The organism is Corynebacterium sp. HMSC034H07, from assembly GCF_001815175.1.
Lineage (GTDB): Bacteria > Actinomycetota > Actinomycetes > Mycobacteriales > Mycobacteriaceae > Corynebacterium > Corynebacterium hiratae.
This window is the reverse complement of record NZ_KV819524.1, coordinates 132,252-152,722: the sequence shown is the minus strand read 5'-3', so window position 1 is coordinate 152,722 and position 20,471 is coordinate 132,252. Positions and strand designations below refer to the sequence as shown.

The following is a 20,471-nucleotide window of genomic DNA, read 5'->3' as shown; positions in this document are numbered from 1 at the left end:
GACGTGTCTACTTTCCGGGGGTCAGGCCCACTACCTATGTCACCGAAAAGCGCCTCGGTAAGTACGAAGGTTCAATAAACGCCGAGGAGCTAGAGGAAGAGACAAAGGAAAGCGACAGAGCCCTGCTATTTTCTTCTGTCCTGGGGACGGCGTACATCGTACTAATTGCGGTAGTCGTATTGCTCCCCGATAGCCCACTCCGGGGCGAAAACGGGGCAATCATCGATTCCCCGTTCATGTCGGGCATCATTCCGATCATACTCGGCTTCTTTATGCTCCTCGGCACTAGCTACGGCATCCTGATGGGGAAGATTAAGGACTCCAAGGATCTGTCGTCATATATGGCAGAGGGTATTTCCGGAATGTCCGGCTACATTGTAATGGTCTTTGCCATCGCGCAATTCATCAAGTACTTCGAGTGGTCGAACATCGGTATCTGGCTAGCGGTCAACGGTAGTGATTTCTTAAAAGAAATTGGTTTTACCGGAATCTTCCTGATTATCGGATACATCGTGTTCACAGCCCTGCTCAACTTGATCATTCCGTCAGGCAGCGCCAAGTGGGCATTGGAAGCGCCGGTTTTTGTTCCACTCTTTATGCAATTGGGTTATCACCCTGGCTTCATCCAGGCGGCCTATCGTATGGGCGATTCCTCCGCGAACATGGTGACACCGGTATCCCCTTACCTACCGATCGTCCTGGGGTATATCCGTCGGTACGACAAGAGTGCGGGTGTGGGCACATATATCAGCATCATGCTGCCCTATACGATTGCGTTCTTCTGTACCTTCTTGGCCGTCTTCCTTGTATTCTTCGCGTTAGAAATACCCTATGGCCCAGGCGTGACCGCTCACCTGTAGTAAGACAGCGTGGTGTAGTAAAATACCGAACGATAGATCCCCGGTCGGGCCTCTTCCCCTTGTAGGGAACGCATAAATGACCGGGGCCTTTCGTTCTCACGGAGACGTGGACATATTCCAAAAAAATTGCCTGAGCTGCGAACAACAAGTTGAGTTTCTCCGTCAACGCGGCATGCGCATCGACGACAGTGCAACTGCAGTCGAGCTTCTCTCACGGGTTAACTACTTTCGTTTATCCGGGTATTTCCGGTATTTGCAGCTCGTGTTTACCCAATCTGCACGCGTGTGGTGCAATCAATCTTGGCGTAGGGTCGTCCCTTCTTGTCAATACTGGTCATTGCGTAGTTTCCGTTGTAGGCGCGGCAACCGGTGTAGTTGTCCACCGGATTGCTAGGTGCCGGTGCGGCTGGTGCCTGGTAGGCGGGTGCTGCTTGCTGGGCCTCCTGCTCCGCGCGACGGGCAGTCTCCGCAGCCTTGCGTGCTGCTTCTTCCTCGGCGCGCTTCTTCTCGCGTTCCTCATTGGCGGAGGAGATTTCGCGATCCAAAGATTCTTTTCGCTCAGTGGCGTCCTTCTTCAGTTCGTCGAGAAGCTTTGCTTGCTCCTTGCCAAACGCTTCCTTCTGGAACTCAGACTGTTCCGCCATGGCCTTCTCCAGCTTGGTTACGGCTAATTTCGCGATGGCTAGACGGGTGGCATGGCTACGAGCCTTGTCGAGCTGCTCGTCGTTCCACATGTCATTGAAGTGGAACTGCCGCGCCTCATACACGGCGGAGCGTGCGTCCTGGAAGGACTGGTAGGCGCTGTCGTCGCCAAAGCTGCATTCCGGACCGGCCGAGTTGATGCCCTTGCCCGCAGCACGGGCTCGGTCGGCAGCGGCAGAGACCTCCGAGAAGAAGCGGGTGTTGCTGCCCACTTTCATCGGCACTGCGAAACCTTCCTCAGCAACGGAGGCGTTGATGAGCGAACTTTCCTTGAATACACCGGCCAGCGTGCGGCCATACTTGTCCTCGCGCTCATCGTCGTACTCCAGCGTCACTACCGTGCCTACTGGCAGCAGGCCTGCCAAATATTGCTTTGCTTCCTCGGCCAAGCACTCCTTGCCCATCTCAGGCGTATCGATGTTGAGCAGGCGAATACGCGTGGTCTCACCATCCTGCGCTACATCGATGGTGTCGCCATCGATGACGTTTTGGACCGTAATGACGTCATCGGAAGAGTCCGGCCCTAATACGGCATAGGCACCGTAGCTCACTCCACCGGCGGCTAAGAGCCCAGCGACAACCTTGAAAAATCCCATATCAGGAACCCCACGAGAGAAAGAAAGTAACAAGAACATCAGGAGTATACATGCCTGTATTAGGGGGTGTTCCTATATAGTTTGTCAACCTTGCGGCGTCCGGCCCTGCTTGCAGCTGTTTTGTCCACTTCCGGTTCTCTCGGTCGCGGCACGCAAGGGCGAGTCGAACGCGCCTACAGTCACGTGTTGGCAGGCGCACATTCACAATCGTAAGGCGCGCCATCATAACCAAGCGGTCGACTTTTTGCCGAGGCTAAAAACTGATTGGCATCGTACTGCTAGCAGGCCCATGGCTCTAGGTAAGGTGCCCCCGCTCCACTGTTCCAAGGAAGAGGGGAGTGTGGAAGGCGGAGAGCTTGAACTAGGCAACGAGCTGTAAGCGGAGTTCTTTTCGCTGGAAGGAACTGCATCACAATCCTAGGAGACGTATGATGTCTTATGACTCTAATACGAAGGCGAAGAGGAAGGTTTCCAAACATGACTGCAAGCACACAGCTCCTGCGCGGTGTTGTACCACCGCTGCTGACCCCGTTTAATGAGGACTACTCCGTCGACACCGATACCCTCAAGCGCCAGGCTGAACGCCTTATTAAGGCTGGCGTTCATGGCCTGTTCGTGCTCGGCTCCTCAGGTGAGGTAGCTTTCCTCACCCGAGAGCAGCGCAAGGAAGTCATCGCAACGGTGGTGGAACAGGCTCAAGGGCGCGTTCCGGTCATCGCCGGCGTGATTGACATGACGGCTCCGCGAGTAATCGAGCACATTGAAGATGCCGTCGCGCTCGGGGTGCAAGGGCTAGTTGCTACTGCCCCTTTTTATGTTCGTACTCATGATGTAGAAATTGCTGAGCACTTCCGGCTTCTCCATGCAGCCGCGCCAGAGACCCCCATCTACGCGTACAACATTCCGGTCAGCGTTCACTCCGTGCTGGATATCGCTACTCTTATTTCTCTGGCCAAGGAAGGCGTTATCGCTGGTGTCAAGGATTCCGGCGGCAATGATGGATACACGCGTGCTCTGATTAGCGCCCGCGACAAGGCTGGGGTGAAAGACTTTGTAGTCTTGACCGGCTCGGAAACTACGGTCGACTTTGCTTACCTGGCAGGTGCCGATGGCGTGGTACCTGGTCTGGGCAACGTGGACCCAGTTTCCTACGTGAAGCTGCATGAGCTCCTAGTGGACGGAGCGTATGCAGAGGCTGCGGAATTGCAGTCTAAGATTTGTGATCTTTTCACCATCGTTGGTGTTGGTGACGGCACGCGCATGGGCGGAAGCTCGCAGGGTCTCGGCAGTTTCAAGGCAGCGCTTCACCATCTGGGCGTATTCCCGTCGGGGCTGATGTCCCGTCCGCATGTCGCTCTGAATGATGAGGAGCTGGCCAAGATTCATGACATCGTCGATGCCGCTCAGGTGATCGAACCTTAATTCCTCTGGACTACGACGAAACGAGTGAAGAGTGACTAGTACCCTTGCGCTTGATGTCGGTGCAACCAAGATTGGTTGGGGCTTCGTGGCTGATGAGGACCCAACACAAGCAGTAGCGCTGGGAAAGATACCTACCCAGCCGGCCGGGGCTTCGCCACAGGAGCAGATCCAGAAAGCCATTCAGCTGGCGTTGGAGGAATCGGGTATCACTCCGGCGCGAATCGGCATTGGCTCGCCAGGAGTCATTAAAGCTCCCGAAGGGCTCGTCACCTACAACGGAGACACCATTAAGAACTGGGCTGGCACCAACCTTCGTGAGGTCGCGAAAGAGGTTGTTGATCTCCCGTGTGCTGTTCATAACGATGTGCGAGTCTGGGCGTACGGAGAGTTGATGCTCGGAGCCGCGAGGGATTTTCAGTCAGGCAGAGTCCTGTACCTTTCGTTGGGGACTGGTGTCGGTGGTGCGGTAAGCGATAACGGGATTTTGCTTAGCGGACCTACCGGATCGGCTGGAGAGTTTTCGGAACTCTTGTGTGCTGATTTCCGGGGCTTTGCAAACCGCGCCGAGAACATCATGAGCGGCAATAGTCTGGCTGCGTATTACGAAGAATTTTCTGCGAACCCCGCAAGCGAACGGGTGCAGTGGAAGGAAAGGGCCCAGTTAGCGCTCCCCCTTGAAAAGGTCGTGGAAAGAATGAACCAGGGAGACGAACTCGCTTCCCGGATTATTCGAGGGAATTCCTATGGCCTTGGCCGAGCTGTGGCGGGTCTTGTTTCAGGGCTCGATCTCGATGCCGTTGTCTTGGGCGGCGGTGTGTGCCAGATTGGGGCCGCTGTGGAAGAACCATTCCGTCAGGCCATTGAGGATTTCGCATTGAAGCCGAATCGCTCCGTTGCAATTCGGGTTACTGAATCTCCGGCGACAGCACCGTTAGTGGGTGCAGCGGCTTTTGCTCGAGACAACGCTTTTTAGCACCGTTTATCTGCGGTATTTCCAGAAGAAGGCTCAGGTATATGTTTAGGTTTAAGAGTAGTGAACTGGCGGACCGCCGAGAAGAAGTTCACGGCATGATTCGGAACTCGGTGATTGTCTCGGTGCAAGCGCCAGATGGTCACCCAATGCGCGATACCCACACCTTGACGCATGTCGCCCGTGCGTGTGTTGAGGGCGGAAGCCGCGCAATCCGGTGTGGCGGGTATGGCGGCATCGAGGATGTCGAGGCAATCGCAGCCGCAGTAGATGTACCAGTTTTCGGCCTAACAAAGGAGGGGAGTGAGGGGGTTTATATCACCCCTACTGTTGAGTCCGTGCGCCGATTGGCTGAGGCGGGGGCAGCTGTTGTCTGTGCGGATGCTACGGATCGCCCTAGGCCTGATGGCTCAAGCTTCTCTGACCTTGTCGCGGAGTGCCACCGGTTGAATGTTTTGTCGATGGCTGACTGTTCTACCCCGGAAGAAATGCAGCGGGCGCACCAAGCAGGTGCAGATATCATTTCAACGACGCTGGCTGGCTATACAGAGTTCCGGAGCAAGATCGAAGGTCCAGATCTTGAATGCTTGGCAGAGGGGCGACGGCTCTGCGGTGAGGATGCCTTTGTAATCGGCGAAGGAAGGTTTGCCTCGCGCGATGATGTGGCTGCAGGAAAGCGCGCCGGCGCCGACGCAATCATCATTGGCACTGCCATTACAGACCCTGCGTGGATTACGCGGAGCTTTAATAGCTGACACGGACTGTCACAGCGAAGTCAGCAGGGGCTCGTAATGCCTGATTACAGACTCTTGGTACTTCTTCAGATCTTTATTCTGTAGGGCATCGACGATGTCTTGGTGCGCGCGAACCGTTCTGCTGAAGTCCTGTGGTTCTTCTATTTTGCGAAGTGGAATGACGTTCATGTGCACCTGCCAGAAGGCATCATTGAGCTCACGGATAATCGGGTTATCTATTTCGGAAAGCAGAACCTGATGAAACTCCCGATCCTCCTCGGCAAAGTTGAGACCTTGCTCCCGCTTGGCTGACATCTTTTCAACGATGGCGCTCAACTGATCTAGCTTGGAGGGATCGGGTTTGGTAGTGATTTCTTGCCCGATAGAAAGATCAATTGCCTGCCGAATCTCCACCACATTGCGAAGCGTTTCAAGGTTGTCGTCAGCGTCGAGAGTCGCGCGAAAAATGAGGCCTTGAACTAGGGCTTTGAGTGACGTGCCGGAGACAAACGTTCCTGTTCCATGCCTGACTTCGACGATATCTAACGTCGTTAGGATTCTGATGGCTTCTCGGACGGAGGAGCGAGAGAAGCCGAGTTCCGCACAGAGCTCAGATTCGGTTGGCAAAGTGTCCCCAGGCTTAAGCGCATTGTCCCGAATAAATTGTTTGATGCCTTCTACAGCCTGCTGTGTGGTTGAGGCAGGGCGATGCTCGGCTTCACTGAATCCCCATGTTCCGGTGTGCACTGGTTAATCCCTCTTTTCTTTCCGATCCATCTTAAGCCTCCCACGTTGGCGGGGTTCTCAAAGGATGAGCGCTGCTGGGGGAGGAGCACTTCGCTCTGATGATCAGGGGTAGACGGCTTTATCTTAAATCCCTTCACACATCAGACGTCTGATGTATTGTATCTTTCAACATGCTTTGTTGCACAGACGAATTGGAGAGTGATTTAGCTCTCTGCACTGAAAGCCCTGAAGGGAAGGTCAAATGCAATCGTTCGGAACACTCAACTGGATAGTTCTGATCCTCTATCTCCTGGGAATGCTTCTTGTCGGCGCCTATTTTGCGCGCAGGGCCGGAAGTGATCAGGACGAATTCTTCAAAGCGGGTGGCAGGATTCCTGGCTGGGCAGCGGGATTTTCTATCTATGCCACGACGCTGTCTGCCATCACATTCATGTCGACGCCGGAAAAGGCATATCTGACTGGGCCTACTCGGCTGGAAACCTCGCAATTTTTGCGATTGTTCCAATCTTGATTGGTTACTACGTCCCATTCTTTAGGAAGCTGGATGTCACGACGGCATACGAATACCTTGAGGAGAGGTTCTCTGTTGTCCTCCGAGTTCTCGGCTCGCTCCTTTTCGTTCTTTATCACGTCGGGCGCATCGCCATCGTTATCTATTTGCCTACGTTGGCAATCACGTCGGTGGCAGATATCAACCCGCTGGTCGTCGCCGCGTTTGTAGGCGCTCTTTGTATTGTGTACACCTTCCTGGGAGGCATGGAAGGCGTGATTTGGTCTGATGTGATTCAAGGCATCCTGCTGCTGGCTGGCGCCGCAGCGGTAGTGCTGACGGCCATGGCCATGACTCCCGATGGATTTAGCGGTGCGGTGGTTAACGCCGCTGAAGAAGGAAAGTTCTACTCAGCGGACAACTTCACCACGAATGCAGTCTTCTCCTCGATACCATTCATCTTTATCGGAAATGTACTGAACAGCTTGCACCAGTACACCTCTTCTCAGGACGTCGTTCAGCGCTACCAAACGACTCCCACGATTCAAGCGACGAAGAAGTCTCTCATCGTCAACGGAATTCTGGCGCTGATAACTATTCCGCTGTTCTACGGGATGGGAACGGCTTTGTATAACTTCTACGAAGCGAAGGGTGGTCTGCCTGAAGGAGTCAACACTTCTGCTGTAGTGCCGTATTTCATTCTTTCGGAGCTGCCTGCAGGCATTGCTGGACTCTTGATTGCTGCCATCTTGGCGGCTGCGCAATCGACAATTTCTTCTTCGCTCAACTCGATTTCCGCGTGCGTTGCCGTGGATATCTATAACCGCTTCTCCCCGAAGGAAGCGTCGGTTACTTTCTCTCGCCTGGTCATCATCGTTGCCGGAACCTTCGGATTGGCCGTTGCACTGTATCTCATCATTACCAACCAGTCGGACCTGTGGGACCTGTTCCTCGCGATTACTGGTCTTTTTGGAGTTCCGCTCACTGCGGTATTTGTCTTGGGTATCTTTACGAAGTCCGCAAATTCCAATGGTGTTCTCATCGGGCTCCTGTGCGGTGCGATTGCTGCGTATTTCGCTGGAAAGCTGGACCAAGGCCCATTCTTGGTCTCGATTGTCGCCTTCGTAGGAACTCTCGTTATCGGCTACCTGGCATCCTTCATCTTCAGGAAATCTGACCATCACGACATCACGGGCTTGACTATTTACGGAAAGGACCTTGAATACACGCGGCGCAGTGTCAATCAAATACCCGTTGCGCAAAGTGAGTAAGCAATACGAATAGGCTGCCGCTAGGCTTGGTTCGTGTGTACCCCGAAAGCAACTGAAGGAAACACAATGACCACACCCGATATCGAGGTTGACTACGACTCCGTCGATTCGATTCTGGATGTAATCGGTCGATGCCTACGCGTGGACCGCAAACTCAATCAGCGTACACCGTGGGATGGCTTTGTGGTCGTGTCCGGTTACGAGCAGGGGCACGCGGCGCACCAAGCATGGCGGTTTGTCGGTGATAAGACTCTGATCACCACGGTGTCCTCACTCAACCCAGCGTTCAACCGTACGCTGATCGCACGGTTGCGAGAGCTCACCGCCGATCCGGAACGTGGTGAGTGGCAGACCTGGATCGCGCGGTACGATCTTGCCTCCGATAGCTTCGACCACACATTCCTGTGGCCCGGAGAGGACGAAGGCTTTAACGTTCTCGCCTATGACACTCCGATGTCCACGATCGAAACCCTGAACCCAGCCCATCACGCTGAATAAACCCATGGCGCAACTGGAGGGAACGCAATGACTATATCTGATTTCACCGTCGACATGGACTCCGCCGATTCGGTCCTTGAAGCAATGAGCGAGTGTCTGCGTTTAGATAAGGAGCTCAATGAGGAGAAACCGTGGGACGGCTTTGTGGTCGTGACCGGCCTCAACGAGGTGCAAGGTGCATCACAAGCATGGCGCTTTGTCGGCAAGGAGACCCTGCCCACGCCGGTGGGCATACGCAATCCGGCACTCGACCCCGACCTGCTGGACTGGTTGCGACAGCTTACCGCCGATCCGGAACGCGGTAAGTGGCAGACCTGGATCGCGCGCTATGATCTCGCCTCCGATAGCTTCGACCACACATTCTTGTGGCCCGGAGAGGACGCAGGCTTTAACGTCCTCGGCTATGACACCCCGATGGCCACGATCGAAACCCTGAACCCGGCCTTTCACGCCGAATAACCGCGACTACAGGACCCGTTTCAGCATTGGTATCGCCCCGGCAACGCCGACCCATCTCGTATGCTTGCCCGATTGGAAGTAACGCGTGAGCATCACTAAGGGGCCCGTATGAAGCGCTGCACCCTGCCGCTTCTTGGTTTCGTGCCCGTGGGTGTCTTGGCCGGTTGGGGCCGAAACCAAACAAGCGGGAGCCGCGGTAGAGGGTTTAAGATCCAAATAGAAATAGGCTTATCCGTGGACTTGTGTTGCCCGTGAAGAAGCCAGTGGATTGATTTGGTGCTTTCGACCTTTCAAGACCCGAATGCTCCGTGGAGGAGGACGAAGGCGGAAGACTAATTGGAGATTGGTGCCCTTGTTTCGATCTGCGTAGATGTGGAAATGCCGGAATCATGTAAATCCACCGAGAACGATAGTGTCCCTTAATATGTGATTCCCCGCGAGCGGAGGAAGTCTAAGTAGGTGGAGCACTGAACTCCTAATGCAGCAGCGGCGTCGGGGAGCTTGACTCTGTTGATTCTGCGCGGTTGGGATTTCTCATCGGTGATGATTGACATGTTCCGTGCATGAGCTGAGGCGACTAGCCATGAGTCGGCAGCATCATCGAGAAACTCTCGTACCGCCGCTTCATCAAAGCGAGGCACACGATCGAAGGCTACCCATGTGGAAAGGCGACGGTATGACTCAATTTCGTCGTTGTCCACGTGCAGAATTTGGTCTTGAGGTACGAAGCTCCGGAACCACGCTGAGACGGAGTCCTTTCTGCGCTCTAGTTCCTCTTGAACAGAATAATGGAAGAAAAACGTTTTGGCGGTCACGAAGTTCTCCAGAGAGGTCCAATAGCTTGGGAACACGTCACGAGGATAGAGCCGAACCGCATTGATGATGATGTTGGAATCGAGCAGATACCGAGTCATGGTAGTCCCTGATACTGGTCAACCAAAGCTTCAATAGCGCTGATCTTCTTGACACCGAGCTGACGGGATGCCTCGCGCTCGTCAATTCTTCCTTCGACGAGTGCTCCGGTCACGGCCTCTAGGAAAAGCCCACCCAAACGGGAACGCAGTCCGACTGTGAAGTCGCCACCTCGATTGCGCTGTGCCGTCGGAGGGGAAGGGGCCTCTTGGAGGAAGCGCTGACCAGCTTCTCGGGGGAGTACACCGTTATCTACGAGGAGCCATACAGTGACGTCGCGGCTTACGCCGAAAGTTTTGAATGACCATTGGCAAACTGACTCTAGATCTCTAGTTTCGGACCAACGGTTGAGGATGTCCTTGGTGGAAACAAGTAGCGCAGTAGCGAACTGATTGCACCAGCGTTCAACGGTGCGCTGGTTGAGCGGGCCACCGGAAATCCCTTGCTCGCCGATGAGAATGTGTCCGAACTCGTGGGCCAAGCTGAATAGCTTTCCCACTCCAGAATCAGCACTGTTTATGAAGATAAGACCGAAAGAATGCCGAATCAACGTAAAACCTCGGAATTCATCAGGGTCAAGCTTGTTTTGAGTGTTATTGCCCACGACGGAGCTACGCATGACCAGAATTCCTGTGTGCTCAATGGCATCGGCGAGGGTTGCCACGCGGTCTCGGCTACGTTCTCGCTTACCTGGAACCCAGTCCAATAAGGCGCATGCCCAGTCAGTAGCTTTTCCCACGGACGTATCCGTAGAGAACCGGCCGATAAAACTAGGCCCTGCAATACCGCTAGCTAGTGCATCTTCGGCATACCACTCTAAGCGCCGTTCACAGGCATAAATCGTCTGCTCGAGCGCAGGGCTGTAGTCGGATAACGGGGTGCTTCCCGGAGTCCTGAAATCAGGAAGGTGAGGGGTTCGTTGTACGGGCTCTTCGAGGAGCAGGTATCCAAAAGGTATTCCAGCCAGCTTGGCCAGCTTCTGAGCTTGTCGGAACGTTGGCGTGCTTTCGCCGCCTAACCAAGAGCGCAAACAATGGAAGTCAGACTTCTTCTCCAATTCGTCGACAGGCAGCCGGGTCCTCTTAACCGCCCATTCGAGGACAGGAGGGGACATCGGGACACTTACGGTCATAGCCTTTCCTATCGTTGCGCTCCATGTTGGTTATCGAATGCTAAAGGCAATTTTAGAGGACCAGATACGAGTACGTACAGCATGGTTTTGATCTGCTCAACGATGAGTGGTTCCTAAAGGTTTGGTCGCTCCTTTGATTGGTTCTTGGGCTAAGCGGACATGCAAAGAATGCCCTTGGGACTCACAACGGTAGATGCGCCCGTGAGAAGGAGTAGCAACCTCACAGACGCATCTTAATGGCAGAAAGCGCGACGCTTAGCGTCCAAAATTCTGGACGGCATATAGCTTGCCGTTTGCGCCGATGGCCATGCCAATACCCACGGACTTGGCGCGCGGGTCAAGCAGGTTCTTGCGGTGCCCGGGGGAGTCCATCCATAGCTGCACGATGCGAGCATCGGAGTAGTCGCTCCATGCCTGGAGGACGTTCTCGCCACCCGCTGGCAGGCCGGCGGGGTAGTGCGTCCAGTAGTTCGGGCGGTGACGGGTGTTGCCATCGCGGCTCAAGGTGTTGGCCCAGTCCTGCGCCAGGTTGGTCAGGTTCGGGTCAACGCGCAGCGGTGCGAGGCCATTAGCCACGCGCTGGGCATTGGTTTGATTAATGATCCCCTGGACGCTGGCGGAGGTCTGCGGTGCCGGGGTAACCGGACCTGCGGCTGCGGGGACGGTGAAGCCGAACGCGGCTGGGTTGAACGTGCCGAAGGAACTTACAGCCTGAGCAGGGGTGTTAACGGAGCCAGCGAAGAGTGCTGCGGCAGCAGCAACGGGGGCAATAATCTTTGTGGCGGTGTGTCCAAACTGGAGGCGGAACATGGCGGGCACCTCTTTCTGCTTCAGGGTTAAGTGGCGGCTTTCTTGCCGCGTACCGAGCGGTACTTTCACTTAAAATTAAAGCTCTCTTTGGTGCAGAAAAGCCAGCTGACCAGCAGTTTTAAGTTTTAGACTTATGTTTGAAGTTATTTATGGCCCGTCCCTTAAGCTTCTTTAGATTTCCCCTACTTTTGGCCCGACTTTGCAAAGGTTGGGCCTTTAGTTTCGTGCAGTGGGGGCAATGTTCGGGGGTGGTTATTCAGGATGGCATTCCTATAACCAGGCCTTTTAGGCGCAAAGGGGCTGAATATGGTCGAAATCTTTGCTATTTCTTGGCAAAAGCATGGGTAGCTTCTGCGAATGTATAGCTTTCACTTATGGGCGTTGTCGTGGCGCGGCGCGTGGAACTGGTGATGACGAGCGCGGATGGATTCCGGGAGGGTGATTGGACCGCCTGAAGATTAAGAAAACTAATAGGTCTATTGGGGTGGCTTATCGTGATGGTGCGGGGTGACTGCGGAAGCCATTGCTAAGCTCATGCGCATGGTCCTTCATGCCGCGCCGCTGCTTCTCGATGGCGGCCTGGGAACCTACCTCGAAGCCCAGGGGCACGATATCTCCGGCCCGTTGTGGTCGGCGCGAGTGCTGCGTGAGAACCCAGCGCTCATCGAATCTGCCCACGCTGATTTCTTCGCCGCTGGTGCCCAAGTGGCCACCACGGCTTCCTACCAAGTCACCTTCGACGTCCTCGGCGAGGAGGCGGAAACACTTCTGCGCCGCAGCGTTGCGGTGGCACGTGATGCGGCGGGCGGGGCCGTCGACAAGCACGGCGGCTTGGGGGAGTACTTGGTTGCCGCATCCATCGGCCCTTATGGTGCAGGCCCAGGTGAGGGCACCGACTACGACGGGGCCTACGGCCTTAGCCGCGAGGAGCTGTACCGCTGGCATGCCCGCAGGGTTGCGGTGCTCGCGGATACGGACGCTGACTTTTTGCTTGCTGAGACCATCCCCAACGTCGATGAGGCTGCGGTACTGCTGGAACTTCTGTCGGCTCAGCCCAAGCCCTTCGCGCTGAGCATTACCGGGGCCATTGCCGCTGACCCGGTCAAGCTCATGCGTGTTATTGAGCTGGTCAACCAGGCACCACGGCTGGGTGCCGTGGGCGTGAACTGCGTGAGCGCACCCCAAGCGCTCGGTGTAGTGAAGATGCTGCACGCAGCCACCGATAAGCCGCTGCTGGCTTGCCCCAACAGCGGCGAACTCTGGGACCATGGCGCCCATGGGTGGCGGCCGGCCCCCGCTGGCGCGGTGAGTTTAGCTGAGGCCGCAACGGATCTCGTGGCCGCCGGCGCGAGCCTGCTGGGCGGGTGCTGCCGCGTGGGGCCCACTGAGATACACCAGCTGCGCGCTTCCATCCGTCACGCAACAAGCGACTCATCTGGGCACTAACGAAGGAATACCAGGACAACCCCACGGCACAGGGGATACAGTATTGCTATGAAAAAATCTTCTTTCCTCGCAGCATGCGCTGCGCTCCTCGTTGCATCCCTGTCCGTCCCCGCCGCCAACGCCGAGCTGACCCAAACTGAGCGGGACCAATTCCGTACCGACCCCGTTGGCGCGATTGCCTGGCAGGCCATCAAGGGCTCTTCGGAATATGTTCGCGCTGATGGCAACACCATGATGGCCGCGTCCTTCTTCTCCATGACGATGCCGGGGCAGAGCATCGGCCTGCCTGCACTGGAGAACTGTGCTGAGCGCGTCGGTTCCTCCGCGCCGGAGGGCGGCGTTCGCTACGTGGCGGCCGCCCTGTGCGCCACCTTCGATCCGAATGCCCGCGGCGAGGTGCAGCGCGGGGACTTTGGCTACGGTCCACTGGGCTAAGCCTCGCTGTGGTCAGCCGCGCTACGTTACGTAGCGCGTAGCGCGTAGGATCGGGTGCTGTCTTAAGGAGGATTGATGCGCAAGCACGTGGTGATCATGGGAGTCTCGAGCTGCGGTAAGTCCACGGTGGGGGAGTTGCTGGCGCAGCGCACCGGCCTGCCTTTTCGGGATGGGGACGATATGCATCCGAAGACGAACATCGAGAAGATGTCCTCGGGGCAGGCGCTTGACGACGACGACCGCAAGCCCTGGCTCGAGTCCATCGGCCGCTTTCTCGCGGACCAGGACGCCGGGGCCATCGTGGGCTGTTCCGCGCTCAAGCGTTCCTACCGTGACATCATCCGAGCCGCGGCACCGGATACGGTCTTCGTGCACCTGCACGGCTCCTACGATTTGCTCAAGGAGCGCATGAGCCAGCGCTCTGGGCACTTCATGCCGGTTTCCCTGTTGGACTCGCAGTTCGAGACGCTCGAGGAACTGCAGCCGGGGGAAGCAGGCATCGTGCTGGATGTCAGCGCTGCCCCGGAGGAACTTGCTGCCGCAGCAGCCGAGTACCTGCAGGTCTAAAGCAGTGCGGCGGCGCCGTAGAAGATTAGGACGACGCCGAAGCCGATCGCGGAAATCAGCGCCTGGTTGACGGTCCATGTCCGCAGGGTGGTGGCTACGTCCATGCCCATGAGCCGGCCGACGAGCCAGAAGCCGGAGTCATTGACGTGGCTGCCAAAGACGGAACCTGCCGCGGTGGCAAGCGTGATGAGGACCAGCTGGATTTCCGTGAAGCCGCCTGCCTCCACGGCGGGCACCATGAGGGCTGCGGCCGTGGTGAGGGCAACGGTGGCTGAGCCCTGTGCCAGGCGCAGGGCAACCGCGATGAGGTAGCAGGCCAGGATGACGGGGATGCCGAGTCCGGACATGGAATCCGCCAGCGCATCACCGATGCCGCTGGTGCGCAGCACCCCGCCGAACATGCCGCCGGCACCGGTGATGAGGATGACGGAACAAATCGGACCAAGCGAAGACTCCACGGTCTTTTCGATGGCGCTCTTGCTTTCCCCGCGGCGCAGGCCCAGCACGGCCATCGCCGCAAGAGTGGTGATCAGCAGGGCGATCGGGGTCTGGCCTAAGAAAATGAAGAAGCGCACCCATGAGGCAGCGGGGTCGACGACACCCGCGGTGCCCAGCGTGGTCAGCCCGGTATTGCCAAAGATAAGCACCATGGGGATGAACAGGATGCTGAGAACCGCGAACGGGGAGGCCGGGCGCGCCGGCAGTTCCGCGTCGCTCACCAGCGCGCCGGTGACCGCCTCCTCGAGGCGGTAGGGGTACTTCTTTCCTAGGTGGAGCCCGAAGCGGTAGCCGGAGAGATACCACGTGGGCAGCGCGACGAGGAGACCGAAGATAAGGATGAGGCCGATGTTCGCGCCGAAGAACTCACCAGCTGCGACAGGTCCCGGGTGCGGTGGGACGAAGACGTGCATGACGGAAAAGGCGCCAGCGGCGGGGATGCCGTAGGCCAACACTGGACCATCGAGGCGCCGGGCGACGGCAAAGATGACCGGTAGCATCACCATGAGACCCGCGTCGAAGAAGATGGGAAAACCCATGATGAGGGAGGCCACGCCCAGCGCCAGGGGCGCTTTGTCTTCGCCGAAGAGTTTCACGAGGGCGTCGGCAAGCGTCTTGGCGCCGCCGGAGGTCTCCGCCAGCCGCCCGATCATGGCGCCCAGGCCCACCAGCAAGGCCACGGAACCCAACGTCGATCCGAAGCCGCTCGTCATGGTGGGCACCACGCCGTCCAACGGGATGCCGGCGGCCAACGCAGTCAGCGCGGAGACCGTGACGAGGGTGACGAAGGCGTGCACCTTGAAGTAGATGACAAGGACCAAGATGACCGCAATTGCAGCCGCGGCAATACCGAGAAGGGGCCCCGTCGTAAGCGTGGGTTCCCACGTATCCATGACATTCATGGATGCTGATTTTACTAATGCAACGTGCGGTGATCTAGGGGCTACACCCCGAGGGCCGGGCCCACCGTGGCCCAACTGATGGCCAGCTCACGTCGGAACAGCCCCCACGTGTGACGCCCCTCCGGAAGCTCGTAGTAATCGAGGTCCACACCAGCTGCGGTGGCTTGCTTGGCGTAATAGGAACTGCACCAATAATCCAACCGCTCGTTGAGGCCTAGTGCCGGCAGCGGTGAGTCCTCAATGTCGACATCAAAGTCCGCCGGGCCACCGCGTGAGACGATGACAAACGTCTTCCTGCCGTGCTGCTTATCGAGGTTGAGAACCGGCGAATGCCGAGCCCACGCCGGATCCCACGGCGCACCAAAGGAGCGCGTCGGGTCCGTGCCGTAGAACGCCGCGCTGACCCACGCGAAGCCTTGCGCGACAACACCCGTGGTCGAGGGGCAACCGGAGATGGAACCGGCCACCTTGAACCGCGGATCATAGGTGGCAAGTTCGAGTGCTGGGCCGCCAGAGTTGCTCACGCCCGCGATGCCGTCGGTACCGTTGCCGTGAAACTCGGCGTCGATAAGCTGCGGGAGCTCCTTGGTCAGGTAGGTGGCCCACTTGTACTTTCCGTGCGTGTCGTGCGGCTGGGCCCAATCGGACATCATTGAGCCATAAGCACCGCGCGGCGAGACAACATTGACCTGCTTGTCCTGGAAAAACTCGGAGGCTCCTCCGCCGTCCCACCACAGTGCGTCCTCGCCTCCTCCGGCGCCACCGAGCAAGTAATAGGTCGGGCGGGGCTGAGTATTCTCCAATCCACCCGGCGGGAGAATAATGTCGTTGGTGATGACGCGGTCCATGGATGGTGAGTAGGCCTTGAACTGCCACACGTTGTCCTGGATGTGCTGCAGCTCGCGCAGCTGTGCCGGCGCGGCGGTGGCTGGTGGGCGCGTGGCTTCCGGCGCTACGACGGGAATCTTTAACAGCTGGAGTAGCGGTCCCCATACGGCAAAGATGTTCTCCGCGAAGAGCACGGGTGCCAACGGACCCAGCGCAATGGGATCGAGAGCAGAGGAGTGCTGATCAATGTCTGCGACCTCGCTGCTCAGCGAGTCTGCTGAGTGTGCGGAATCAACTGAAGACTGCGCGTGTGCGAGATGAGTGTGGGGAGGAGAAAGAATCAGCCCCACCGAAAGAATGCCCGCGAGCGCGGTGCGAGAGGAAAGCATTGTCTCAGAATATCCAACGAACGTTGCATCGCCTGCATTAGTGCATTAGTACATAACAGCGCTAGTGGGGCTGGGCGCGGAAAACTCCAAACCGGAGAAACGTAAACCCCCGACCGCATGGGGGCGGTCGGGGGTTACGCACTCTCTCGCAGCCGGACTAAGCGCCGGCGGGCTGCACACTCGTTATGTAGAGGAGGGGGCTGTTACTTAGAACAGGCCATCAGCCTTCTTGCCGGTGTCCTTGACGGTGATCTCGCGGGAATCAACGTTCTGGTCGTTGTGGGTGGACTTGTCACCGTCGAGGCGGGAAATCTGGGTGACCTCGATGTAGTTCTTCAGGCGGCCTTCCTTGGTGTTGCCGTCGCCGAAGTCCAGGTTGGCAACGCGCGCGGACTCGCCAGCGTTAATCGGGTTGGCCAGGGTGACCTCGAAGGAGCGGGTGGAGGTCTTCTCGTCGAAGCCAAGGTCGCGGATGTGCGCACCATTGGAGGAACGCGGGGTGATCAGGCGGTCAACACCCTTCGGGCCCTCAGCGGTCTTGACGTCAACGCGGTACTGAACTGCCGGGTAGTTGCCGTAGTAGCGCTCGGTGCCGACGTTCTCCAGGCGGAGAGCAACGGTGCCTGCGAAACCTGCGTGCTTAGCGCCAGAGGTGGTCAGAACCGGCTTCAGGTCCAGCTTCTGCTTAGCCTCATCGGTCTTGCCGTTCTCGACGTCCTCCTGGACCTTCTTGTCGGCTTCCTCTTCCTTCTTGCCTTCGGCCTCGGAGACAACCTTCTCCTCCGGAGCAACCTCGTTGTCCTTGATGACCTCAGCGTCAGCCTCCGGGGACTTCTCCTCCTCAACAACCTTCGGGTCGTTGACGTCGGTGGTGTTCTGAGCGTCCTTGTTCGGAGCGTAGGAATCCGCGATGTCGTCGTACAGCTTGACGCGAACCTCGTTCTTCATCGGCTGCATTGCGGACCAGAAGGTCGGGGTGGACCAGGTGCCGTTCGGCTTGCAGTACTGCTGGGTACCGGTCATGTTCAGAACGCGGAAGCCGTAGGTGGCCTCACCGGTGTGGTTCGGCGGAACATCGTACGGGCCGATGGACTGGCCGGCTTCCCAAGACAGGGAGTAGGAAGCGGAGGCGCCGAGCTTGGTGGCGATCTGGTGGGAGATGCCGAAGGAACCCTCGGAGTTCTTGCCGGAGCCCTTGCCGCCCGCGTTCATGGAGGTGGTCTCGGTGCGGTCACCGTTGACGGACAGGGTGATGGACTGGGACTTGGACAGGTCCTGCTGCAGCGGGATGTCCTTCTTGGTCTGGTTGGTGGTGGAGATGGTGCCTGCCGGCATGAAGTTATCGGTCACCTTGTAGACCACGGTGCGGTGGTCCTCCCACGGGTTGCACACCGGGCGCGGGTTGAGCACGTTGGCCTTCATGTGGTCGGAGCCGTGGCTGGTGTGGACGATGGGGAGCTTGGCGTTAACGGCCGGGGTCTCCGGGTAGGACTCGGTGTGGGTTGCTGCGGATGCAGCCGGTGCGATGAGGGCGGTGCCTGCAATCGCGAGGCCGGCGATGAGGCCGGCGGTACGACGACGCTTGGTCATGGTTGTTCTCCTGGATGAAAAAGTTTGGGGCAATGTGGTGACGCACTGTGGTGGCGCTGCGTATGCGCTGTAGCGCTCAGTGCGTGACGTGAAGCAACGATAAGGTGACTTTCAGGATCGCGCACCCTAAGGATTGTTTATATTTTTGGATAGCGAAGTATATTTCGATAGGGTGACGCGAAGGTGAACAATTGGCTAAGAAATTTGCGCCGACCTTGGTTTTGTCCAACTAGACCGTATTCTGGGAAAACGTCTCTTTGACCATTTGGTCACAAACTAAAGAATGACCCCATACGGGGTAGGAAAAGGTTGCGCGCAGCGCTTATTGTCAGGCCATTTTTAGCCCCAGGGGTGCGCGCGGGATTGCGCGCAGGCCTGCGGGTTACTTAAAAAATGCTTAGGGATGGCGCGTTAATCTTCTTCAATTTCCGGATCTTCGGCGCGCGCTTGCTCGAACACCTCAGCCGCTGCGCGCAGGTTAATGGTGCCGATGATGAGGCCCACCACGATGTCTGGCCACGGGCTTGCCCACACCAGCATGAGTAGGCCGGCGCCGAGAATGAGGATATTGGCGGCGACATCATTGCGTGCCGCCAGCCATGCGCCGCGCGTGAGCGCGCTGCCGTGGCGAAGTTGTATGAGCAGCACCGCGCAGAGCAGGTTGATGAGCATCGCCGCTACCGCCGTGCCTGACAACGTAAGTGGCTCAGGTACGGCGCCGGTGATGATCTTCCATATTGCCATGCCATAGGACGCCAACGCCGGAATCAGGATCAGCCCGGCTAGGCCATAGCTTGCTTTGCGACGCCCCTCCGCCGACCAGCGCAGCGCGAGCAGGACGAGCGCATTGATGAGAAAATCCTCGAGGAAGTCGGCGGCGTCAGCAAACAGTGCGGCCGAGCCGATGAAGGCGGCGATGATGAACTCGCCGAAGAATCCGAGGAGGTTCAGTGCGGCAACCCAGGCGACGATGCGCCGGGCGCGCGCGTTCAGGGTAGAGGAGGAGAGTTCTTGAGACACGGCACCTGAGCCTAGTGGGCGGCAGTGTCGAGGCCCAACTTCTTTTACTTTGAAACTATTCCTCCTGTGCGGTGCAGTGCGAGGAGCACTCGGGCCGCGTCCTTCGGGCGAGTGATATCAAGACCGGTGAGCTCCGTGACTTGTCGAAGGCGGTTGAGCACCGTATTGCGGTGGCAGTTCAGCGCTTCAGCGGAGTCCTTGATGGAGCCGCAGTCCAGGTAGGTGGTGATGGTTCGGTACAGCGGCGCGTTCTTAAGGCGCATCTCGGCGATGGTCTGCGTCAGCTCCGTCATGCCGCTGGCGGTGAAGTCTGCGAGGACATCGCCCGCGACGGCCCAGAGCGCATCGGCCGCTTCGGTGAGTTGGCTCAGCGGGCCGGTGGCATCGAAGATGCGCGGTGCCTGGTGCGCTGCCGCGCGTACTCCAGCCAGGCCGGCGACGTCACGGAAGAGCACGCCAGAGATCTGTTCAAAGTCCGCGGTAGTGAAGCTGGCGGGATGGCCGCTCGGCCAGAAGGCCACGAACATCCCGCGCACAGGGTGGCCGAAGGCCTCGCCGGAGGAGATAGGGTCGTCGAGGAGCGCGCGCAATTCTACCGCCGCGGTGGGGTGGGACACCACGACGTCGAAGTGGGTGTCAACATCGATGTTGAGTGCGCGGGCGATCTCCTCGATGCCCAGCGTGTCGAGGGACTCGGCAGCGAAGAGTCGTTCCAGGTGCCGGGCGTGAGCACGGTGCACGTTGTGCTGCCCGCGCGCCTCCTCCAAGCGGTAAGCATCGCGGACCACGAGGTTGTACATCGTCACAACCGAATGCACCTGTGCCACATGGTCGATGAGGATCTCTTGGTCCGCGCCGGCGGCACGGCGGAGGTGTTCCCAGAGGACCGTGAAGTCGAGCTGGATGGCGTCGATCAGTGTGGCTAGTTCCACCCCCTGGTGCGCGCGCCGGCGGCCCAGGCTTTGCGCATGGGCGCGAAGCTCCTCCTCATCCATCGCGCCGACCAGCACGTCAGTGATGCGCGCGAAGACCTCGAAGGCGGTCAGGCGCAGCTCATCCTCGCTCACTAGGGAGTCACCGTAGCGGCCGGAACGAGAAAAGGCGGCGAGGAAATCCTCAACCAAGCGGGGGATGGTGCCATGGACCTTCGCGACGATGTCGCGCCAGCGTTTTTCGTGCATATGCACAACGTT

Annotated in this window: 21 protein-coding genes; 11 read left to right on the top strand and 10 right to left on the bottom strand. The window is 58.0% G+C overall.

Annotation, left to right across the window (positions count from 1 at the left end):
• A partial coding sequence (locus HMPREF3009_RS06415; RefSeq protein WP_198531119.1) for an AbgT family transporter occupies positions 1-860 on the top strand: 860 nt, incomplete at its 5' end.
• Between the two features lie 266 nt (positions 861-1,126).
• Here HMPREF3009_RS06415 and HMPREF3009_RS06410 read toward each other — a convergent pair.
• The gene (locus HMPREF3009_RS06410) at positions 1,127-2,158 is read right to left on the bottom strand and encodes a thermonuclease family protein (protein ID WP_065422039.1); all 1,032 of its coding nucleotides are present in this window, start codon (positions 2,156-2,158) and stop codon (positions 1,127-1,129) included.
• A 477-nt stretch (positions 2,159-2,635) separates the two neighbouring features.
• Between HMPREF3009_RS06410 and HMPREF3009_RS06405 the strand changes: the two genes are divergently transcribed.
• Genes HMPREF3009_RS06405 through HMPREF3009_RS06395 form a run of 3 tightly spaced genes read left to right on the top strand, consistent with a single transcriptional unit; the run spans position 2,636 to position 5,305 of the window.
• Positions 2,636-3,580: a dihydrodipicolinate synthase family protein gene (locus HMPREF3009_RS06405; RefSeq protein WP_070680795.1), complete on the top strand. Its 945-nt coding sequence runs from the start codon at positions 2,636-2,638 to the stop codon at positions 3,578-3,580.
• A gap of 31 nt (positions 3,581-3,611) precedes the next feature.
• Positions 3,612-4,553, top strand: a complete 942-nt coding sequence (locus HMPREF3009_RS06400; protein ID WP_070680792.1) for an ROK family protein — start codon at positions 3,612-3,614, stop codon at positions 4,551-4,553.
• A gap of 41 nt (positions 4,554-4,594) precedes the next feature.
• Positions 4,595-5,305, top strand: a complete 711-nt coding sequence (locus tag HMPREF3009_RS06395) for an N-acetylmannosamine-6-phosphate 2-epimerase (protein ID WP_070680789.1) — start codon at positions 4,595-4,597, stop codon at positions 5,303-5,305.
• A 9-nt stretch (positions 5,306-5,314) separates the two neighbouring features.
• Here the strand turns inward: HMPREF3009_RS06395 and HMPREF3009_RS06390 are convergent, their stop codons facing one another.
• A complete protein-coding gene (locus tag HMPREF3009_RS06390) occupies positions 5,315-6,031 on the bottom strand; it encodes a FadR/GntR family transcriptional regulator (protein ID WP_070680786.1) in 717 nt (238 codons plus the stop codon).
• A 241-nt stretch (positions 6,032-6,272) separates the two neighbouring features.
• On the opposite strand from HMPREF3009_RS06390, the gene HMPREF3009_RS13735 reads away from it, so the two are divergent.
• From HMPREF3009_RS13735 to HMPREF3009_RS06375, 4 genes are all read left to right on the top strand, one after another.
• A complete protein-coding gene (locus HMPREF3009_RS13735) occupies positions 6,273-6,542 on the top strand; it encodes a hypothetical protein (protein ID WP_232761001.1) in 270 nt (89 codons plus the stop codon).
• A complete protein-coding gene (locus tag HMPREF3009_RS06385; RefSeq protein ID WP_232761000.1) occupies positions 6,539-7,792 on the top strand; it encodes a sodium:solute symporter family transporter in 1,254 nt (417 codons plus the stop codon). Before HMPREF3009_RS13735 ends, HMPREF3009_RS06385 begins: the two co-directional genes overlap by 4 nt.
• Before the next feature lie 66 nt (positions 7,793-7,858).
• Complete coding sequence (locus HMPREF3009_RS06380) at positions 7,859-8,290, top strand: hypothetical protein (RefSeq protein ID WP_070680784.1); 432 nt, start codon at positions 7,859-7,861, stop codon at positions 8,288-8,290.
• Between the two features lie 27 nt (positions 8,291-8,317).
• On the top strand, positions 8,318-8,749 hold the full coding sequence (locus tag HMPREF3009_RS06375; RefSeq protein WP_049155944.1) for a hypothetical protein: 432 nt from the start codon (positions 8,318-8,320) through the stop codon (positions 8,747-8,749).
• 419 nt (positions 8,750-9,168) lie between these two features.
• On the opposite strand, the gene HMPREF3009_RS06370 is transcribed toward HMPREF3009_RS06375, so the two are convergent.
• The 3 genes from HMPREF3009_RS06370 to HMPREF3009_RS06360 all read right to left on the bottom strand — a co-directional run bounded on the left by HMPREF3009_RS06370 (position 9,169) and on the right by HMPREF3009_RS06360 (position 11,603).
• Positions 9,169-9,663 (bottom strand): DUF4411 family protein, encoded by a 495-nt coding sequence (locus HMPREF3009_RS06370; RefSeq protein ID WP_049155947.1) that lies wholly within the window; start codon positions 9,661-9,663, stop codon positions 9,169-9,171.
• Positions 9,660-10,325, bottom strand: coding sequence for an ImmA/IrrE family metallo-endopeptidase (locus HMPREF3009_RS13730; RefSeq protein ID WP_158010564.1), 666 nt, complete (start codon positions 10,323-10,325; stop codon positions 9,660-9,662). Before HMPREF3009_RS13730 ends, HMPREF3009_RS06370 begins: the two co-directional genes overlap by 4 nt.
• A 723-nt stretch (positions 10,326-11,048) precedes the next feature.
• Positions 11,049-11,603: a CAP domain-containing protein gene (locus tag HMPREF3009_RS06360; protein WP_070680778.1), complete on the bottom strand. Its 555-nt coding sequence runs from the start codon at positions 11,601-11,603 to the stop codon at positions 11,049-11,051.
• Positions 11,604-12,110: 507 nt separating this feature from the next.
• Here HMPREF3009_RS06360 and mmuM point away from each other — a divergent pair.
• The 3 genes from mmuM (at position 12,111) to HMPREF3009_RS06345 (ending at position 14,051) form a co-directional block, all read left to right on the top strand.
• Positions 12,111-13,049: a homocysteine S-methyltransferase gene (gene mmuM, locus HMPREF3009_RS06355; RefSeq protein WP_369816109.1), complete on the top strand. Its 939-nt coding sequence runs from the start codon at positions 12,111-12,113 to the stop codon at positions 13,047-13,049.
• A 48-nt stretch (positions 13,050-13,097) separates the two neighbouring features.
• Positions 13,098-13,484, top strand: a complete 387-nt coding sequence (locus tag HMPREF3009_RS06350) for a hypothetical protein (RefSeq protein WP_049155956.1) — start codon at positions 13,098-13,100, stop codon at positions 13,482-13,484.
• 75 nt (positions 13,485-13,559) lie between these two features.
• Positions 13,560-14,051 carry a gluconokinase gene (locus HMPREF3009_RS06345; RefSeq protein WP_070680775.1) on the top strand — a complete coding sequence of 164 codons (492 nt, stop codon included), beginning with the start codon at positions 13,560-13,562 and terminating at the stop codon, positions 14,049-14,051.
• Here HMPREF3009_RS06345 and HMPREF3009_RS06340 read toward each other — a convergent pair.
• The 5 genes from HMPREF3009_RS06340 to HMPREF3009_RS06320 form a co-directional block, all read right to left on the bottom strand.
• Positions 14,048-15,442 (bottom strand): GntP family permease, encoded by a 1,395-nt coding sequence (locus tag HMPREF3009_RS06340; RefSeq protein WP_070680823.1) that lies wholly within the window; start codon positions 15,440-15,442, stop codon positions 14,048-14,050. The genes HMPREF3009_RS06345 and HMPREF3009_RS06340 overlap by 4 nt on opposite strands.
• A 50-nt stretch (positions 15,443-15,492) precedes the next feature.
• Positions 15,493-16,668: an alpha/beta hydrolase gene (locus HMPREF3009_RS06335; protein WP_070680771.1), complete on the bottom strand. Its 1,176-nt coding sequence runs from the start codon at positions 16,666-16,668 to the stop codon at positions 15,493-15,495.
• A gap of 207 nt (positions 16,669-16,875) precedes the next feature.
• Entirely contained in the window at positions 16,876-18,258 is a 1,383-nt protein-coding gene (locus tag HMPREF3009_RS06330) for a hypothetical protein (protein ID WP_070680768.1), read from the bottom strand.
• A 411-nt stretch (positions 18,259-18,669) separates the two neighbouring features.
• A complete protein-coding gene (locus tag HMPREF3009_RS06325) occupies positions 18,670-19,278 on the bottom strand; it encodes a cation efflux transmembrane domain-containing protein (protein ID WP_070680765.1) in 609 nt (202 codons plus the stop codon).
• 44 nt (positions 19,279-19,322) lie between these two features.
• Positions 19,323-20,459 (bottom strand): PucR family transcriptional regulator, encoded by a 1,137-nt coding sequence (locus tag HMPREF3009_RS06320; RefSeq protein ID WP_070680762.1) that lies wholly within the window; start codon positions 20,457-20,459, stop codon positions 19,323-19,325.
• Between the last annotated feature and the right edge of the window lie 12 nt (positions 20,460-20,471).

Coding starts and splice junctions, on each gene's coding strand:
- HMPREF3009_RS06410 (WP_065422039.1), bottom strand. CDS start 2,158: ATGGGATTTTTCAAGGTTGTCGCTGGGCTCTTAGCCGCCGGTGGAGTG.
- HMPREF3009_RS06405 (WP_070680795.1), top strand. CDS start 2,636: ATGACTGCAAGCACACAGCTCCTGCGCGGTGTTGTACCACCGCTGCTG.
- HMPREF3009_RS06395 (WP_070680789.1), top strand. CDS start 4,595: ATGTTTAGGTTTAAGAGTAGTGAACTGGCGGACCGCCGAGAAGAAGTT.
- HMPREF3009_RS13735 (WP_232761001.1), top strand. CDS start 6,273: ATGCAATCGTTCGGAACACTCAACTGGATAGTTCTGATCCTCTATCTC.
- HMPREF3009_RS06380 (WP_070680784.1), top strand. CDS start 7,859: ATGACCACACCCGATATCGAGGTTGACTACGACTCCGTCGATTCGATT.
- HMPREF3009_RS06375 (WP_049155944.1), top strand. CDS start 8,318: ATGACTATATCTGATTTCACCGTCGACATGGACTCCGCCGATTCGGTC.
- HMPREF3009_RS06370 (WP_049155947.1), bottom strand. CDS start 9,663: ATGACTCGGTATCTGCTCGATTCCAACATCATCATCAATGCGGTTCGG.
- HMPREF3009_RS06360 (WP_070680778.1), bottom strand. CDS start 11,603: ATGTTCCGCCTCCAGTTTGGACACACCGCCACAAAGATTATTGCCCCC.
- HMPREF3009_RS06350 (WP_049155956.1), top strand. CDS start 13,098: ATGAAAAAATCTTCTTTCCTCGCAGCATGCGCTGCGCTCCTCGTTGCA.
- HMPREF3009_RS06345 (WP_070680775.1), top strand. CDS start 13,560: ATGCGCAAGCACGTGGTGATCATGGGAGTCTCGAGCTGCGGTAAGTCC.
- HMPREF3009_RS06340 (WP_070680823.1), bottom strand. CDS start 15,442: ATGGATACGTGGGAACCCACGCTTACGACGGGGCCCCTTCTCGGTATT.
- HMPREF3009_RS06335 (WP_070680771.1), bottom strand. CDS start 16,668: ATGCTTTCCTCTCGCACCGCGCTCGCGGGCATTCTTTCGGTGGGGCTG.
- HMPREF3009_RS06330 (WP_070680768.1), bottom strand. CDS start 18,258: ATGACCAAGCGTCGTCGTACCGCCGGCCTCATCGCCGGCCTCGCGATT.
- HMPREF3009_RS06320 (WP_070680762.1), bottom strand. CDS start 20,459: ATGCACGAAAAACGCTGGCGCGACATCGTCGCGAAGGTCCATGGCACC.